General features: G+C 62.5%; 18 protein-coding genes. 8 read left to right on the top strand and 10 right to left on the bottom strand.

Translation table 11 applies throughout. The features are described 5' to 3' along the window. Nucleotides 1-116 precede the first annotated feature (116 nt). Both EP165_RS05990 and aztD read left to right on the top strand, forming a co-directional pair. Nucleotides 117-1115 (top strand): zinc ABC transporter substrate-binding protein, encoded by a 999-nt coding sequence (locus tag EP165_RS05990; RefSeq protein WP_127520564.1) that lies wholly within the window; start codon nt 117-119, stop codon nt 1113-1115. A gap of 103 nt (nt 1116-1218) precedes the next feature. Continuing rightward, a complete protein-coding gene (gene aztD / locus EP165_RS05985) occupies nt 1219-2997 on the top strand; it encodes a zinc metallochaperone AztD (RefSeq protein ID WP_501981646.1) in 1779 nt (592 codons plus the stop codon). Nucleotides 2998-3096: 99 nt separating this feature from the next. Here aztD and rpsA read toward each other — a convergent pair whose 3' ends face one another. The 4 genes from rpsA to ppk2 all read right to left on the bottom strand — a co-directional run bounded on the left by rpsA (nt 3097) and on the right by ppk2 (nt 7070). After that, nucleotides 3097-4800: a 30S ribosomal protein S1 gene (gene rpsA / locus EP165_RS05980; protein WP_127520563.1), complete on the bottom strand. Its 1704-nt coding sequence runs from the start codon at nt 4798-4800 to the stop codon at nt 3097-3099. 183 nt (nt 4801-4983) lie between these two features. Further along, nucleotides 4984-5628: a (d)CMP kinase gene (gene cmk / locus EP165_RS05975; protein ID WP_127520562.1), complete on the bottom strand. Its 645-nt coding sequence runs from the start codon at nt 5626-5628 to the stop codon at nt 4984-4986. A 182-nt stretch (nt 5629-5810) separates the two neighbouring features. Beyond that, nucleotides 5811-6059, bottom strand: coding sequence for a CDGSH iron-sulfur domain-containing protein (locus EP165_RS05970; protein WP_127520561.1), 249 nt, complete (start codon nt 6057-6059; stop codon nt 5811-5813). Nucleotides 6060-6146: 87 nt separating this feature from the next. Further along, nucleotides 6147-7070 carry a polyphosphate kinase 2 gene (gene ppk2, locus EP165_RS05965; protein WP_245440036.1) on the bottom strand — a complete coding sequence of 308 codons (924 nt, stop codon included), beginning with the start codon at nt 7068-7070 and terminating at the stop codon, nt 6147-6149. A 250-nt stretch (nt 7071-7320) separates the two neighbouring features. Here ppk2 and EP165_RS05960 point away from each other — a divergent pair, with 250 nt between their 5' ends. From EP165_RS05960 to EP165_RS05950, 3 genes are all read left to right on the top strand, one after another. Beyond that, nucleotides 7321-7629 carry a PepSY domain-containing protein gene (locus EP165_RS05960; RefSeq protein WP_206075866.1) on the top strand — a complete coding sequence of 103 codons (309 nt, stop codon included), beginning with the start codon at nt 7321-7323 and terminating at the stop codon, nt 7627-7629. A gap of 72 nt (nt 7630-7701) precedes the next feature. Beyond that, entirely contained in the window at nt 7702-8214 is a 513-nt protein-coding gene (locus tag EP165_RS05955; protein WP_127520560.1) for a helix-turn-helix transcriptional regulator, read from the top strand. A 175-nt stretch (nt 8215-8389) separates the two neighbouring features. Then, nucleotides 8390-9049: a peroxiredoxin gene (locus tag EP165_RS05950; protein WP_127520559.1), complete on the top strand. Its 660-nt coding sequence runs from the start codon at nt 8390-8392 to the stop codon at nt 9047-9049. A 52-nt stretch (nt 9050-9101) separates the two neighbouring features. On the opposite strand, the gene coaBC is transcribed toward EP165_RS05950, so the two are convergent. The 5 genes from coaBC to ubiE are packed head-to-tail and all read right to left on the bottom strand — an operon-like array spanning nt 9102 to nt 13408. Next, nucleotides 9102-10325, bottom strand: coding sequence for a bifunctional phosphopantothenoylcysteine decarboxylase/phosphopantothenate--cysteine ligase CoaBC (coaBC, locus tag EP165_RS05945; protein ID WP_127520558.1), 1224 nt, complete (start codon nt 10323-10325; stop codon nt 9102-9104). Next, nucleotides 10322-10747 (bottom strand): type II toxin-antitoxin system VapC family toxin, encoded by a 426-nt coding sequence (locus EP165_RS05940; RefSeq protein ID WP_127520557.1) that lies wholly within the window; start codon nt 10745-10747, stop codon nt 10322-10324. Before EP165_RS05940 ends, coaBC begins: the two co-directional genes overlap by 4 nt. Further along, complete coding sequence (locus EP165_RS05935) at nt 10747-10998, bottom strand: FitA-like ribbon-helix-helix domain-containing protein (RefSeq protein WP_127520556.1); 252 nt, start codon at nt 10996-10998, stop codon at nt 10747-10749. The genes EP165_RS05940 and EP165_RS05935 overlap by 1 nt, the downstream gene beginning before the upstream one ends. Before the next feature lie 45 nt (nt 10999-11043). Next, the gene (ubiB, locus tag EP165_RS05930) at nt 11044-12618 is read right to left on the bottom strand and encodes a 2-polyprenylphenol 6-hydroxylase (protein ID WP_127520555.1); all 1575 of its coding nucleotides are present in this window, start codon (nt 12616-12618) and stop codon (nt 11044-11046) included. 13 nt (nt 12619-12631) lie between these two features. Continuing rightward, entirely contained in the window at nt 12632-13408 is a 777-nt protein-coding gene (gene ubiE / locus EP165_RS05925; RefSeq protein WP_127520554.1) for a bifunctional demethylmenaquinone methyltransferase/2-methoxy-6-polyprenyl-1,4-benzoquinol methylase UbiE, read from the bottom strand. Nucleotides 13409-13520: 112 nt separating this feature from the next. On the opposite strand from ubiE, the gene EP165_RS05920 reads away from it, so the two are divergent. From EP165_RS05920 to EP165_RS05910, 3 genes are all read left to right on the top strand, one after another. After that, nucleotides 13521-14486 carry an adenosine deaminase gene (locus tag EP165_RS05920; RefSeq protein ID WP_127520553.1) on the top strand — a complete coding sequence of 322 codons (966 nt, stop codon included), beginning with the start codon at nt 13521-13523 and terminating at the stop codon, nt 14484-14486. A 96-nt stretch (nt 14487-14582) separates the two neighbouring features. Beyond that, the gene (upp, locus tag EP165_RS05915) at nt 14583-15212 is read left to right on the top strand and encodes a uracil phosphoribosyltransferase (protein WP_127520552.1); all 630 of its coding nucleotides are present in this window, start codon (nt 14583-14585) and stop codon (nt 15210-15212) included. Nucleotides 15213-15305: 93 nt separating this feature from the next. After that, complete coding sequence (locus tag EP165_RS05910) at nt 15306-15875, top strand: TIGR02281 family clan AA aspartic protease (RefSeq protein WP_127520551.1); 570 nt, start codon at nt 15306-15308, stop codon at nt 15873-15875. Here the strand turns inward: EP165_RS05910 and deoA are convergent, their stop codons facing one another. After that, a complete protein-coding gene (gene deoA, locus EP165_RS05905; RefSeq protein ID WP_127520550.1) occupies nt 15876-17192 on the bottom strand; it encodes a thymidine phosphorylase in 1317 nt (438 codons plus the stop codon). Between the last annotated feature and the right edge of the window lie 68 nt (nt 17193-17260).

The following is a 17260-nucleotide window of genomic DNA, read 5'->3' as shown; positions in this document are numbered from 1 at the left end:
ATCGGTGATTTTTTCCGAAGGGCTTGTGCATGGCTATGCCACACGTTATAGCGTAACGCAATCGAACGTAATGTTATTACGTAATGTCGTCGACACCTGATACGAACGGAGTTTGAATGTCCCGCCTGCGCCCCCTTTGTTTCGCAGCAGCCCTCGCTGTACTCCCGGCACCCGCCAGTGCATTGGACGGCGTGGTCGCATCCATCAAGCCGATTCATTCCCTGGTCGCCGGCGTGATGGGCGACACGGGCTCACCGCACCTGCTCGTACGCGGCGCTGGTTCGCCGCACACCTATGCATTGCGGCCTTCGGATGCGGCTGCACTCGAAGCCTCCAGTTTTGTCTTCTGGGTCGGACACGAGATGGAGACATTCCTCGACGGTGCGATCGAGACACTGGGCTCGGATGCCAAAGTCGTTGAGCTCGGCGAGGCGCACGATCTGATCAAATTGCGGTTCCGCGAAGGCGGCGCTTTCGAGGCTCATGACCACGACGATCATGCGCATGACCATGATGATCACGCACATGAAGAGGCTGGTCATGATCATGACAACCATCATGGCGACGAGGCGCATGCGGGCCACCATCATGGCGAATTCGACATGCACATCTGGCTCGACCCGCAAAACGCGGCCGCGATGGTTCACGAGATCGCCGAAGCGCTTTCCGGGGCCGATCCTGAAAACGCCGCCGCCTATGAGGCGAACGCTGCGGCCCTTCGCAGCCGGCTGGGCGAGCTGACCACCGAACTCACCGCCGAGCTGGAGCCGGTGAAGGACATGCCTTTCGTCGTCTTCCACGACGCCTACCGGTATTTCGAAGCCCGCTTCGGCCTGAAGGCCGCCGGGTCGATCACGGTCAATCCTGACGTGATGCCGGGCGTTGAGCGCATGCGCGAGATTCAGGCCCGGGTGCGCGAACTCGGCGCGACCTGTGTGTTTTCCGAGCCGCAGTTCGAGCCGAAGCTCGTCGCTGTCGCGACCGAAGGCACCGGTGCCGGCTCTGGCGTGCTCGACCCGCTGGGCGCGGCACTGGAAGACGGGCCGGAGCTCTATTTCGAACTGCTGCGCGGTATGGCCTCATCGCTGCGCGACTGTCTGTCACAAGCCGGATAGAGACCGAAGAACCGGCCGGCTGCCGGACAAGTCCGAGGCGGGGTGGTCCCCGCCTCTCTTTTTAACTGCGATAGTAATGTAATAACATAAAGGAGAGACGAAGATGACTCGTATGGGAGTGGTGCCGGCGCTTGCGGTGGCCATGGCGGTGGTCATGGCGCCCGCCAGCGCCGAAGAGAGCGGCAAGAGCGTCTGGCGGCTGTTTGTCGGCGATCATGCCGAGCCAATTGTCCGCGTGATCGACGCCGCCGACGGAGATGCAATCGGCAGCTTCACGCTGAAAGCGCCGGCTGCACTTCATGCCAGCGGCAGCGGCCGCACGGTCTATGCGGCCCAGCGCGACGGCAACATTGTGCAGGCAATCGACACCGGAATCGAAATCGACGACCATGGCGATCACGGTGACCTCGAAATCACGGTTCCGGCACTTCTGAACGTTTCGGTGGAAGGCGAGCGCCCGGTTCACATTGTCGATCATCACGGCCAGGTCGCGATTTTCTTCGACGGCGAGGGTGTCGTCCGCATTGCCGGAGAGAATGACCTCCATGCCGGGAAGCCTGCACTTCGGGAGGTGAAGACGCCCGCGCCGCACCACGGCGTCGCGATAGCGCTGGGCGAGGAAGTGCTCGTCACCATCCCCGACCCGGCCGACCCATCCAATCTGCCCATCGGCATTCGCACACTCGGACCTGATGGTCACCCCGCTGGCGAGGACGCACCGTGCCCTGGCCTTCACGGTGAAGCGACATCGGGCAATCTGATCGCAATCGCTTGCGATACGGGACTTCTGATTGTTCAGGGGGGCTCATCGGGCCCGAAAATCGAACATCTCGCCTATGCCGACAGCCTGCCGGACGGCAAGGTCTCGACATTGCTCGGCGGCCGCGGCCTGCAATACTTCCTGGGCAATTTCGGTGCCTCTGCGCTGGTTCTGGTTGATCCGGAAGACACGGACGCGTTTCGATACATCGAGCTGCCGACCCGCCGCGTGCATTTCGCGGTCGACCCGGTGCGAGCCAAATTCGCATATGTCTTCACCGAGGATGGCAAGCTGAACCGCATCAACGTTCTTTCAGGCAAGATCGCCAATTCGCTGAAGCTGACCGAACCTTATTCGATGGACGGCCATTGGAGCGATCCGCGACCGCGCATAGCGGTGGCAGGCGATGAAATCTTCGTCACCGACCCGCTCAAGGGCGTCATACACGCCGTTCACGCGGCGGAGTTCACCAGGGCCGGGGAAATAGCTGTCGGCGGAAAGCCCTTCAACATCGTCGCGGTGGGCGCGTCGGGTATGGTCCACGAAGGCGAAGAAGCCAGGCATGAGCACGCACATGATCACGCTGCGGATCAGATCTACAAAGGTTACTTCGAGGACGACCAGATCAAGCACCGGACCCTGGCGGACTGGGAAGGCGACTGGCAGTCGGTTTACCCCTATCTGCAGGACGGTACGCTCGACCCGGTGATGGAGAAGAAGGCCCAAAACGGCGACCGTACGGCCGCCGAATACAAAGCCTACTATGAGACCGGCTACCGGACAAACGTCGAGCGCATTACCATCGACGGCGACACCCTGACCTTCTACGAGGAAGGCAGGCCGCTCAAAGCTCGTTATGCCAGCGACGGTTATGAGATCCTGACCTACAAGAAGGGCAACCGCGGCGTGCGGTTCATCTTCAAGAAGGCGGACGGCGATCCGGGCGCCCCGCAATACATTCAATTCAGCGATCACAAAATCGCGCCGGGCGCTGCCGGTCACTACCACCTCTATTGGGGTGACGACCGCGCCGGGCTTCTGGAGGAACTGACGAATTGGCCAACCTATTATCCGGCCGATCTAAGCGTCGAGCAGATCGTGGACGAGATGCTGGCTCACTGATCCGACGTGGCTGATAGCGGAGTTATCGCTCCTCCAACGAAAAACCCCGCCGGATCGCTCCGGCGGGGTTCTGTCTTTCAGGCAGTAAGCGGGAGGAGACTACTTCTCTTCTTTGTCGCCCTGCTTCTTGAGCGCGGCGCCCAGAATGTCGCCCAGCGAAGCGCCGGAGTCGGTTGAACCGAACTGCGCGACCGCTTCCTTCTCTTCAGCGATTTCCAGAGCCTTGATCGAGACCGTGATGCGGCGCGTCTTCTTGTCGAAGGTGGTCACGCGGGCATCGACCTTCTGGCCGACCGCGAAACGCTCCGGACGCTGCTCGTCGCGGTCGCGGGAAAGGTCCGAACGCTTGATGAAGGTTTCCATGTCATGGTCGACGAGCTTGACCTCAAGCCCACCATCCTTCACCGCCAAGACTTCCGCCGTGACCACTGCGTTCTTGCGCAGTTCGCCCGAGGCAGCCGCCGCGCCGACCGAATCCTGGCCGAGCTGCTTGATGCCGAGCGAGATGCGCTCTTTCTCCACGTCGACGTCAAGCACCTGTGCCTGAACCATGTCGCCGCGATTGTACTCTTCCATCACCTGCTCGCCCGGACGGTTCCAGTCGAGATCGGAGAGATGGACCATGCCGTCCACATCGCCGTCGAGGCCGATGAACAGACCGAACTCGGTCTTGTTCTTGACCTCGCCTTCGACAACCGACCCTGCCGGGTGGCTGTTGGCGAAGGCTTCCCACGGATTGTCGAGCGTCTGCTTGAGACCAAGCGAGATGCGGCGCTTCTGAGGGTCGACCTCGAGCACGACCACATCGACTTCCTGGGTCGTCGACAGGATCTTGCCCGGATGGACGTTCTTTTTCGTCCAGGACATTTCCGAAACGTGGATCAGGCCTTCGATGCCTGGCTCCAGCTCGACGAATGCGCCGTAGTCGGTGATGTTGGTCACCTTGCCGCCGACGCGCTTGCCGATCGGATACTTGCCGCCGATGCCTTCCCACGGATCTTTCTCGAGCTGCTTCATGCCGAGCGAGATACGATGGGTTTCCTGGTTGATGCGGATGATCTGCACCTTGACCGTCTGGCCGATGGACAGGATTTCGGTCGGGTGGTTGACGCGGCGCCATGCCATGTCGGTGACATGCAGCAGGCCGTCGATGCCGCCGAGGTCGACGAACGCACCGTAGTCGGTGATGTTCTTGACCACGCCGTCGACCACCTGGCCCTCTTCGAGGTTCTGCACGATTTCCGAGCGCTGCTCGGCGCGGCTTTCCTCGAGCACGGTGCGGCGCGAAACCACGATGTTGCCGCGGCGGCGGTCCATCTTGAGGATTTCGAACGGCTGCGGGTTGTGCATCAGCGGGGTGACGTCGCGGATCGGCCGGATGTCGACCTGGCTGCGCGGCAGGAACGCCACGGCGCCGTCCAGATCGACGGTGAAACCGCCCTTGACCTGATTGAAGATGATGCCTTCGACGCGTTCGCCATTGTTGAACTTGGCTTCGAGCTTGACCCAGCTCTCCTCGCGGCGTGCTTTTTCGCGCGACAGAACGGCTTCACCGAGTGCGTTCTCGATGCGCTCGACATAAATCTCGACTTCGTCGCCGGCCTTCAGTTCTTTGGCGCTGGAGCCGAACTCCTTGAGCGCAACACGACCTTCGACCTTGAGGCCGACATCGATGATGGCCATGTCTTTTTCGATCGCGGTGATCAGGCCTTTGACGACGGAGCCTTCTGCGGAATGGTCTTCCGAAAACGACTCGTCGAGCAGCGACGCGAAATCGTCGCGGGTGGGGTTGGATTGTGACATTGAAACTCCTGGAAAGCCCGAATTTCGGGCAGGCGCCGAGGGGTTAGCGTTGCGTTCTGCCTTCAGGAAACGTCCGGGCTTCGTTCAGGAAGCCATGCCCGCACTCTGGCGGTTTCGGCGCATCGGACTGTTCTTCAGGCGGTTTTTGTCCGAAACGGGCCGGGCCGGGCCCGGAATTCCGTCTCAGTCTGCGCTGCGCGCCGCAATCGCCTGGTCAACCAGATCCCGCGCGGCGCGAAACGCGGCTTCTATATCCATTGTGGTCGTATCTAGCAAGTGTGCGTCGGCCGCGGGCCTGAGCGGAGAATCGGCCCGCCCCATGTCACGCGCGTCGCGCCTTTCGATGTCGGCCAGGATCGCCGCCTCGTCAGCAGTGCCGCCATTGGCGATGATTTCGGTATAGCGACGGTGCGCCCGCTCTTGCGGCGAGGCTGTCACATAGAGCTTCAGATCGGCATCCGGGCACACCACCGTGCCGATGTCGCGTCCGTCGAGCACGGCGCCCGGCGGCTGGTTGGCAAATCTGCGCTGCGCTTCGACCAGGGCGGCACGAACGCGCGGCATCACCGCAACTTTCGACGCCGCCTCGCCGATCTCGTGGGCTGAAAGCACAGTGCGGTCCAGCGCGCCGAGGTCGATCTGGCGCGCCGCCGTTTCGGCAGCCGACTGATTGTCGAGCGGCAGGCCGTGGATCAGCATGCGGTGGGCAACCGCTCGGTAGGTGAGTCCGGTGTCGAGATGGTTGAGACGGTAAGTGTCGGCCAGCCGCCTGGCCAGCGTCCCTTTGCCCGACGCCGCCGGCCCGTCAATGGCGATGATAAGGCCCATGTTTCCGTCCCGTTGCTCGCCTCGGCCAGTGCCACGCAATGACGCTTTTGGCAACCGGGCTGCCGTTATCGCTCGCGGGAGATTCGTCGCAAGCTGGGCGCAACGAATAGTGGGTATGGGCAAAGGATGGCGGTGCTTTTGGGTTGTCCACGCGGCGTCTTCATTCTGCCGGCGATACCACCTCAAAGCCCGTTATGCGTGCCGTCGCAGAGCGGCTTGTTGCCGGTCTGCTTGCAGCCGCAGAAGAAGGCCTTGCCGGTTTTTTCGGCGACATATCTGACCGGCCTGAGGTCGGTCACTTCGTGGCTGCCGTCGCAGAAGGGCTGGTTGGCGGAGCGTCCGCAGGCGCACCAGAAATAGGCCTTGCCGGCTTCCACCTCGACGGCGAACGGGCCTTTCTGGGCGATGCGGGCTTCGGATTTCTCGGTCATCTGGCGCGGCTCCCTGCTAAGCTCCGACTTTAAACCGGACTATTGCACCGTCAACGCGCGCCGCGGCGACGGACTGTCAACAGCCGCTCAGTATTTCTGTGGCACGTAGAGTTCCCGTGGCAGCACGGCGCGTTCGTAATTCGGATTGAACTCACGGTCGGGCAGGTCGACATCTTCATGCGGCACCGGCTCGTAGGGCACCTGTGTGAGCAGGTGGTCCATGCAGTTCAGGCGCGCGCGCTTTTTGTCGTTGCCTTCTACGATGTACCAGGGCGCCTCCGAAATGTTGGTGCGGGCAAACATCTCCTCCTTGGCCTTGGTGTAACGCTCCCAGCGCACCCGCGACTGGAGGTCCATGGGCGAGAGCTTCCACTGTTTCAGCGGGTCGTGGATGCGCATCAAGAAGCGCATCTGCTGCTCTTCGTCGGTGATGGAAAACCAGTATTTGACCAGAAGGATGCCGGAGCGCACGAGCATGCGTTCGAATTCAGGCACGTCGTTGAAGAACTGTTCGACCTGGTCTTCCGACGCAAAACCCATGACACGCTCGACACCGGCGCGGTTGTACCAGGAGCGGTCGAACAGGACGATTTCGCCGCCGGCCGGCAGATGCGGCACGTAGCGCTGGAAATACCATTGCGACTTTTCGCGCTCGGTGGGCGCGGGCAGCGCTACGACACGGGCGACGCGCGGGTTGAGCCGCTGGGTGATGCGCTTGATGACGCCGCCCTTGCCGGCGGAATCGCGACCCTCGAAGACAACGACAATCTTCTTCTTGTGGTACGAGACCCAGTCCTGCAGCTTGATCAGCTCGGACTGCAGCCGCAGCAGCTCATGGAAATAGGTGTGCCGGTCAATCGTTGGCGGGTGCATCTTCTGGTAGATGCGGCGCAGTTCGACCGAAAGCGCCGGCTCGGAAAGCTCGAGCTCGTAATCCTCGTCCAGCGTGTCGGCGAGTTCCGCCTCCAGCCAGTCCATGCCGCCCCGCCCGTCTTTCGGCTCGTCTCTCATCGCCTTGCTCCGCTGCCCCGGTGTGGCGGCACCTTGGCCGCGCATTCATGAAGCTTTTATGGCGATTTCATCCACAAACGAAGCGGGCGGCGAAAGCTGCGCACATAAACCGCTCGCAAACCCCGCCTAAACCTTGGGTCTAATCCGCCTGTTTAAGCCTTTGTTCAATGGAGGAGCCGGGTTCCGGCACCGATGTTGGGGGCGTCGCAAGGACAGCGACCTGTAACCCCAACCGAAAGGAAGTCTCCAAATGATGAAGCTGATCAAAGCCAAACCTCTGACTGCCGCTCTCGGCGCAGCGTCCGCCCTCGCAATCATGGCCGGCGCGGCCTATGCCAATATCGCTGCAGGCGACAAGCTCGGAACCACGGAAGCCGAAATCCGCGCCGCGCTTGAAGGACAGGGCTACACCGTGGAAGAGTTCGAGATGGAAGATGACGGCTTCGAGGTCGAACTCGCCATGGATGGCAAGACGTTCGAGGCCGAAATCGATGCGAAGACCGGCGAAGTGCTGGAAATCGAGGACGGCGACGATGAAGACGGCGAAGACGACGACTGATCTTCAGCTGGCGCCGCTCCGCCCCGCTCCTCGGCGGGGCGGCGTAGCGCTGGGAAGAATGAGGGGAAGACGATGGGCGGACTGAGGATTGCGCTGCCGGCGGTTCTGGTGCTGCAGGTGCTCTGCGTTGTGTTTTTCGCGGTCGACGCCGTAGGCGACTTCATGGGCTACGATACCGCGACCGGGGTGCGCGACAGCGACATGTTTGAATATTTGGTGGTTCTTGCGTTGACCTGCGGCCTTGCCGTTACCGCATTCGAGGTGCGCCGGCTGATGCAGCGCGAAAGCCGCATGGAAAGCGCGCTGAAGGCGGCTTCCGGCGCGTTTGCGGAGCTTATGACCCAGCATTTCGACGAATGGGGACTTACCGCTTCGGAGCGCGACGTGGCGATGCTGGCCGTGAAGGGCTTTTCGATCTCGGAAATCGCAGCGATGCGCGAGCGCCGCGACGGCACGGTGAAGGCGCAGCTCAATGCGATATACCGCAAGGCGGATGTATCGGGACGCGCGCAGCTGGTGAGCCTTTTCGTGGAAGAGCTGATGGGCGAGGCACTGATCACTCCCGCGGACACTGCGCCTGCCTGAACGCCCCTGAGGCCGCGCGGGACGGAATTTCCAGCGCCAGGCATAAAGCCCGCTATATTGTTTCGCGAGACTGTCATTTTCGCAGGCTCATTTGTCGCGCCGGATGCGGCTTGAGATATGATGGCGGGAACGCCAAATGGCCCCTTAGGAGCCAGAAAGAACAAGGAGACGCGATATGGGTCTGCGCATCAATGATACAGCGCCCGACTTCACAGCCGAAACCACACAGGGACCGATCAAGTTTCATGACTGGATCGGCGATGGCTGGGCGGTGATGTTCTCGCACCCGAAAGACTTTACGCCGGTCTGCACCACCGAACTCGGCACCATGGCGGGGCTGGCGCCTGAATTCACCAAACGCGGCGTGAAGATCATCGGCATTTCGGTTGACCCGGTGGAAAGCCACACCAAGTGGAAAGGCGACATCAAGACGGCGACCGGCTTCGATGTCGATTATCCGCTGATCGCAGATGGCGACCTCGCGGTTGCGAAGCTCTACGACATGCTGCCGGCTAGTGCGGGCGACAGTTCGGAAGGGCGCACGCCCGCCGACAACCAGACGGTTCGCACCGTTTTCGTGGTCGGGCCGGACAAGAAGATCAAGCTGACACTGAGCTACCCGATGACGACCGGGCGCAATTTCGACGAGATCCTGCGCGCGATCGACTCGCTGCAGCTGACCGCCAAACACAAGGTGGCAACACCCGCCAACTGGAAGCAGGGCGAGGACGTGATCATCACCGCCGCCGTGCCGGACGACGAGGCGACCGAAAAGTTCGGCTCGTTCGAGCGCGTGCTGCCATATCTCAGGAAGACCAAACAGCCTTCGGCCTGACCGGCCGGAGAAACTCAGGCAACGGGGCCCGGCGTTATGCGCCGGGCCTTTTTTATTGCGTCAGTCTTTTTGCCACCAGCGCGGCCAGCCGCGCAGCGACTTCGGCCTTGCTGAGTTCGGGCCACTCGTCGACGCCGTCCATGGAGACGATGCGGACGAGATTGCGGTCGCCGCCCATCACACCCTGGGTGCCGATGCCGGAATCGTGCGACACATCGTTGGCAACGATGAGATCGGCCCCCTTCTTCTTCAGCTTCGCGGCGGCGTTTTTGGCGAGGTTTTCGGTCTCTGCGGCGAAACCTATGACGAGGCCCGGGCGCTTTGCATGGTGGCCGATGGTCGCCAGAATGTCGGGGTTTTCGACCATGGCGAGCGGCGGCGGGCCGTCGCCGGCGACTTTCTTGATCTTCTCCGCGCCTTCGTTCGCCGGCCGCCAGTCGGCCACCGCTGCAACGAAAATACCGGCGTCGGCGGGGAGCTCCGCCTCGACCGCGGCCTTCATCTGGCGCGCGGTTTCGACATGGATGACTGTTACGCCAGCAGGGTCCGGGATGTTCACCGGGCCGGAGATGAGGCGGACATCGGCGCCGAGCTTTGCCAGCGCGGCGGCAATCGCGTGACCCTGCTTGCCGGATGAGCGGTTGGCGATGTAGCGCACTGGGTCCAACGGTTCGTGTGTCGGACCCGATGTCATCACGATACGCTTTCCGGCGAGCGGTTGGTCGGCCGGCTTCAGCATAGTCTCTACCGCAGCGACGATCTCCAGCGGCTCGGCCATGCGGCCCTCGCCCGCCTCGCCGCTCTCGGCCATCTCGCCGCTGTTGGGCCCGACAAAACGGATGCCGTCGCGTGCCAGCGTCTCGCGGTTGCGGCGGGTGGCCGGGTTCGACCACATGGCGGGGTTCATCGCGGGCGCCATGAGCACCGGCGCACGGGCTGCGAGCAGCACTGCGGATGCCAGATCATTGGCAAGGCCGTTGGCACATTTTGCCATCAGGTCGGCGGTCGCCGGAGCGACCACGATCACATCCGCTTCCCGGGCAAGGCGGATGTGACCGACATCCTGCTCATCCTGGCGGTCGAACAGATCTGTGAAGACATGATCCGCCGAGAGCGCACCGACCGAGAGCGGCGTGATGAACTGGCTTGCGGCTTCGGTCATTACGCAGCGCACCGCGATGCCGCACTCACGCAGGCGGCGGATCAGGTCGAGGCATTTATAAGCCGCGATACCTCCACCGATGATGAGGAGAACGTGGGGGGCCGAGAGATTCATTCAACGCCACTCCAAGGGTTGACGATCTCTACGCCACATTCTTCGAAATCGCGAACGTTGCGCGTCGCTACGGTGAATCCTCGTGCTCGTGCGATCGCGGCAATCTGTGCATCGAACTGACTGATGGGTCGTCCCTTTTCGCGGCGAGTTGCCGCAATGTCCGCAAAATGCTCCGCCTCGACCGAGCCGAATTCAAGTATCTCGTTTCCCATCTCCCGGGCCAGAAATCGCCAGATCACCTCTGCAAGCTCAAGCCTGCGCTTTCCCGCCGGCATGATTGCCAGACCGTACAATAACTCCGCCTTCGTAATTGCAGACAGGAAAAGAGTGTTCCGATCGACAGAACCGAACCAGCTTTCGACCGCAGGTTCCCTCGCCGGGCTGAACATTCCCGAAACGACATTGGTGTCCAAAAGCAGCATCAGGCCGTATCGAACGGATCCCGCATTGCCTCGCGCGGCGGAAGTTCGAGCTCAAACCCGCCATGCGGCTCAACAAGCCGGCGAATAGCATCGTAGAGGCTCTCTTCGCGGTCGGGTGTGTCGCCGCTGCGCGCAACCTCGTCCAAAATCGTTCTGATTTCCTGTTCCATGGAGACGCCATGACGTACCGCGCGGTGCTGTAGCGCCTGCTTAGTGGCTTCTCCTACATTTCTGATTGTCACTGTCGCCATCTTCGCACTCCATTGCTAGCAATGTATGCATTGCTAGCAATGCTGTCAAACGAGCTTCCAGGCAATCACCGCAGCGGAAATGGCGATGACCCAGAGCGCGGCGCGGCCCCAGCGCGAATGGCGCGCCTCGGCACGGCCGATAGCCTCGGCGGTTTCTGCATCGAAACGCAGGCCGTTTTCGGCCATGGCATCGATTTCGCGCGACAGACGCTCGGTACGCGCGGCGAGGTCGGGCGCCTGACGGGCAAGCGAAAGCATCGCGCCAACGCCTTCGCGTGCATCCGAAATCATGCCACGGGGGCCGAGGTTCTCGGCGATCCATGTGCCGACCACAGGCTCGGCAGACTTCCACATGTTGAAATGCGGGTCGAGCGTGCGCGCCACGCCCTCCACCACGACCATGGTCTTTTGCAGGAGCAGCAGTTCCGGCCGCGTCTGCATGTCGAAGAGTTCCGTCACTTCGAACAACAGGGTGAGCAGCTTGGCCATGGAGATGGTTTCGGCAGGCTGGCCGTGGATCGGCTCGCCGATGGCGCGCAGCGCCTGCGCAAAGGCCGCGACATCATGATGTCCAGGCACATAACCCGCCTCGAAATGCACCTCGGCGACACGGCGGAAATCGCGGCGAATAAAGCCGTAGAGGATCTCGGCCAGGAAACGCCGCTCCTTGCGGCCGAGCCGGCCCGTGATGCCGAAATCGACCGCGACGATAGTGCCGTCCGCTTCGACGAACAGATTGCCGGGATGCATGTCGGCATGGAAGAAGCCGTCGCGCAGCGTGTGGCGCAGGAACGACTGAATGAGCGTCGCGGCAAGCGCCACCGGGTCATGGCCGGCAGCGCGCAGGCCTTCGATGTCCGACATCTTCAAGCCGTCGATCCACTCCATGGTGACGACGTCGCGGCCGGTGCGGGCCCAATCGACTGAAGGGATACGGAAGCCCGGGTCGCCGGCAATATTCTCCGCCATCTCCGAGAGCGCAGCGGCCTCGAGCCTCAGATCCATTTCTATTTTGGTGGTCTGGGCCAGTGTTTCGGCCACCTCAACGGGTTTCAACCGGCGTGACGACGGAATGAAACGCTCCTGCAAGTGGGCGGCAAGGAAGAAGCCTTCGAGGTCGCGGTGGAAACGGCGGCGCACGCCGGGCCGAATGACCTTGACCGCGACACGTTTGGTTTCGCCGTTTTCTTCGACTGTGGCTGAATGAACCTGTGCGATCGACGCGGCCGCTACAGGTTCGTCAAGAGTTACATAAAGTGCGGAAACCGGCTGGCCGATCGAACCTTCAATGGCGGTGACGGAGGCCGCACGCGGGAAGGTAGCCATACGATCCTGCAACGTCGCCAGATCGAGCGCGATATCGTGACCCACAACGTCCGGCCGCGTGGCAAGAAACTGGCCGAGCTTCACATAAGACGGCCCCAGCCGTTCGATTGCCTTGGCGATACGCTCGCTGCGGTCGCGCTTGCGGGCTCGGTTTCTTGCGAGAAGTTTGCCGAGGCGCCAGCCCAGACGCGCCGGGCCTTCGAGCTCGTCGCCAGGCAGCGCGGCGACCACGCCCTCGCGAACCATGACCCAGCCCGCGCGAGCAAGCCGGAAATATGCACCCAATGTGCTCATCTGCGGCCCCGGCTCAGAGCTTCCATCCGGAATGGCAGGCGGCGATGCCACCGGTATAGTCGCGCCAGGTGACGCGCTCGAAGCCGGCGGCGGAGATCATGTCGGCAAAGTTGCGCTGGTTGGGAAAGCGGCGGATCGACTCCACCAGATATTTGTAGGGTTCGCCGTCCCCCGTCACCATCTGGCCGATGCGCGGAATGGCATTGAACGACCAGGCCTCGTAGATTTTCTCAAGGGGCGGAAAGTCGACCTCGGAAAATTCAAGGCACAGTAAGCGGCCGCCGGTTTTCAGCACGCGAAAGGCTTCCGACAACGCAACGTCGATGTGCGGCACGTTGCGGATACCGAAGGCGATCGTATAGGCATCGAAACTGGCGTCGGGAAAAGGCAGGTTCTCCGCATTTGCCTCGACGAACTCCATCCTGTCGGCCAGGCCGCGCTTTTCGGCGCGCTCGCGGCCGACGCCCAGCATCGAGCCGTTGATGTCGAGCACAGTGACCGCGGCATTGCCGCCGGAAGCCTCAACCGCGCGGAAGGCGATATCGCCAGTGCCGCCAGCGACATCGAGCAGCTTCCAGCCGGGCCGCTTCGGCGGATTGAGCCACGCAATCATGGCATCTTTCCACAACCGGTGCATGCCGCCCGACATCAGGTCGTTCATGACGTCGTAGCGCTTGGCGACGCGGTGAAACACCTCATCCACCATACCCTGCTTGTCGCGCTCGTTGACGCTCTGGAACCCGTAGGTCGATTCCATGCCGCCCGCGGCTGTGGTGCGCTGCCCGGCCATTGCTATTTCCTGTCAAAAACCGGGCGGACCATAGCCCATCGAATTTGCGGGCGCTATTGTCTCAGCCGCGATGAAGGGCCGCGCCCCGCTCGCTTGGTTAAGGAGAGCACCAATGGTGGCGATGGCCGAACTGCACTGTCATATCGAGGGCGCCGCAGCGCCTGAGCTGGTGGAACGCCAGGCGCGCAAATACGGCGCCGACACGTCCCGCTTCATTCGCGACGGCGCCTTCGTGTGGGAGGATTTCACTACCTTCCTTGCCGCGTACGACTTTTCGGCCGATCTGTTTCGCGACGAGGAGGACTATGCGCTGCTCGCAGAACACTATCTGACCGGCCTGGCGAACGATGGTGCGATCTATTCGGAGTTCTTCACGTCGCCCGACCATGCGCGGCGCGCCGGCCTGTCGCCGGAGACCTACACAAACGCGCTTGGCGAAGGCATGCGCCGCGCGAAGCAGGCGACCGGCATAGAATCGCGCATGATCGTCACCGGCGTACGCCATTTCGGCGTGGAATCGGTTGAAGATGCGGCGCGCTTCGCGGTGAATTGCGGGCACCCGCTGGTGACCGGCTACGGCATGGCTGGCGAGGAGCGCTTCGGCCAGCATGCCGACTATGCGCGGGCTTTCGATATTGCCCGCGAGGCTGGCCTCGGCATCACGGTTCATGCCGGCGAGCTGGTGGGCTGGGAGAGCGTGCGCGACGCACTCGACCATATCCGCCCGTCGCGCATCGGCCATGGCGTGCGGGCAATCGAAAACCCTGAGCTCGTGAAGCGGATCGCGGACGAGGGTGTGGTACTGGAAGTGTGCCCGGTGTCGAATATCGAGCTGAAAGTGTTCCCGGACTATGCATCCCATCCGTTTCCGGAATTGCGCGGGGCGGGCTGCCGGGTGACGCTCAATGCCGACGACCCGCCCTACTTTCACACCTCGCTGAAGAAGGAATATGAGGTGGCGGTGGAGCATTTTGGTATGGACGCGGAAGACCTGGCCGAGGTGACCCGGACCGCCCTTGCGGCGGCATTTGTAGACGAAGAAACGCGCGCCAGGCTTGAGGCGCGGCTAGACGGATAATCGACGAAATCTGTGATCGCGCGGGCCGGCGGTGGTGTATCGGACCGGCGTGCGGGCTAAGGTAGAGCAACAACCATGGAAATGAGGAGCAGCCGCATGAAGAGCGTCACTGTCGTCGATCATCCGCTGGTCCAGCACAAGCTCAGTATCATGCGCAACAAGGAGACCTCGACGGCCAGTTTCCGGCGGCTGCTGCGCGAGATTTCGCTGCTGCTCTGTTATGAGGTGACGCGCGACCTTGAGCTGACGACAACACGTATCGACACTCCGCTTGAACCGATGGACGCGCCCATACTTGAAGGCAAGAAGCTCGTTTTTGCCTCGGTTCTGCGGGCCGGCAACGGGCTGCTGGACGGCATGTTGGACCTGGTGCCGGCAGCGCGGGTGGCCCATGTCGGGCTTTACCGCGATCACGACACGCTGGAAGCGGTAGAGTATTTCTTCAAGGCGCCCAGCGATCTGGAAGACCGGCTCATCATCGTGGTCGATCCGATGCTGGCGACGGGCAACTCCTCGATAGCGGCGGTCGACAAGCTGAAGGACCGCGGCGCTACGAACATAAGGTTTCTGTGCCTGCTTGCCGCACCGGAGGGAATCGAGAACTTCACCAAGGCACATCCCGATGTGCCGGTTTTCACCGCGTCTATCGACAGCCACCTCAACGAGAAGGGTTACATCGTTCCTGGACTGGGCGACGCGGGTGACCGCATGTACGGAACGAAGTAACCAACGCTTAACTCTGCCGGCGGGGTGATCGCTCCCGTTAACCGCGGGCTAGCCTGCGCAAATTAGAGTGTCTGCCGAACAAGGGCGGGCCGCATGCTGCGCAAACTTCTCATTCTCGGCATTTTCGCCGGAAGCTCGGCTTCCGTGCCGATCCTCTACCAGAGCAGTCCCGAGACATTTCACCGCCTGATGGAACGGGCGGTTGAAGAGCGCGCGGCAGAACCCAAGCAGGACCGGCAGATTGTCGTCGTCAACAAGATGGCGCCCGAACAGTCCCGACTTGCGCGCTCAAGCCGCTCATTCGGCATCAAGGCCGACAGCGCCGGCCATTACCGCGCCGATTTCCGCCTCAACGGGCGCTCGGTGGACGCGCTCATCGATACCGGGGCGACACTGATCGCCATCAACCGCTCGACCGCGCGCCGGCTGGGAATCAGCCTCGGCAACAGCGATTTCGAGCATGAGGTGAGGACTGCCAACGGTACGACCAAAGCCGCGGTGGCGATGATCGAGACGGTGGAGGTTGGCCGTATTCGCGTGCGCGACGTTCAGGCGGTGGTGCTTGAGGATCAGGCACTGGCCGGCACTCTGGTCGGCATGAGCTTCCTCAGCCGGCTGTCGGGCTACAAGGTCGAATATGGCGAGCTGGTGCTCGAGCAGTAACTAGCCGTCCGCAACCACACGGCGCCGGACAGGGCGTTGCACCGTCGGCTTTTTGTCTTCAATGGAATAAGCCTTGCGTATGGCCCGTGCGGCTTCTTGTGCCTGCGCCTGCGAGCGCGCGTGGACCAGCGCCAGAGCGTCGCCGGCGGCGACTTCCGAACCTGCCGGCAGCAGCCGCGTGATGCCGACCGCATGGTCGATTGCAGCGCCCGGATCTGTGCGGCCGCCGCCCATGGCAACGACGGCGATGCCGATGTCACGCGTCTTGACGGCCGTCACATAGCCGCCGCGGTCCGCCTTGACGGCGAATTCTACCTCGGCGGGGGGCAAATGCCGGCGATAGTTCTCAACGAAGTCTGACGGGCCGCCGAGTGCCGAGACCATGCGTCCGAAAACCTCCGCGGCATCGCCATTGTCGAGCGCTGTGCGCGATACCAGTGCCGCCTCGTGAATCGAGGTTGCGATGCCGGACGACATCAGCATTTCGGCGGCGAGCGCAAGCGTGACCGATTCCAGCCGCCTGTCGCGCTTTCCGGTGAGGAATTCGACCGCGTTGGCCACCTCCACCGCATTTCCGGCGGCCGATGCCAGCGGTTCGTTCATGTCGGTGATCAGTGCCGTCGTTGGCAGGCCGGCGCCATTTGCGGTTTCCACCAGGCTGCGGGCAAGCCTGCCGGCATCACGCGCCGTAGCCATGAAGGCGCCGTTGCCGGACTTCACATCGAGGACAAGCGAGCCAAGACCGGCGGCGAGCTTCTTCGACAGAATGGACGCGGTGATCAGCGGGATCGATTCCACCGTGCCGGTCACGTCGCGGATCGCATAAAAGCGCTTGTCGGCCGGAGCCAGGCGGGCGGTCTGGCCGATGATGGCGCAACCAACCTCACGCACCGTCTTGCGGAACAGCGCATTATCCGGCTGCGAAGTATAGCCGGGAATGGAATCCATCTTGTCCAGCGTGCCGCCGGTGTGGCCAAGGCCGCGCCCGGAGATCATGGGCACGAAAGCGCCGCAGGCCGCCACGATGGGCGCCAGCATCAGCGAGACATTGTCGCCGACGCCGCCCGTTGAGTGCTTGTCGGCAGCCGGCCCGGGAAGGTCGGACCAGTCGAGCACGTCGCCCGAATCGCGCATGGCGAGCGTGAGCGCCACCGCCTCGTCGCGGTTCATGCCATTCAGGAAAATGGCCATGGCGAGAGCCGCCACCTGGCCCTCGGTGAAGGAGCCCTTGGCTAGCCCTTCAACGAAAGCGCCGATCTCCTCGGCGCTCAGCTGTCCGCCGTCGCGTTTCCTGCGGATGATTTCCTGGGGGAGCATCCTACCCTCCCTCTCGTGCGGAGGGTCGCAGCAAAGCGCCAGGGTGGGGCTGGCGGCGAATGGAGCTC

This window comes from Mesorhizobium sp. Z1-4 (assembly GCF_004000235.1).
Lineage (GTDB): Bacteria > Pseudomonadota > Alphaproteobacteria > Rhizobiales > Rhizobiaceae > RCIO01.
This window is presented reverse-complemented; position numbering and strand designations above follow the sequence as displayed.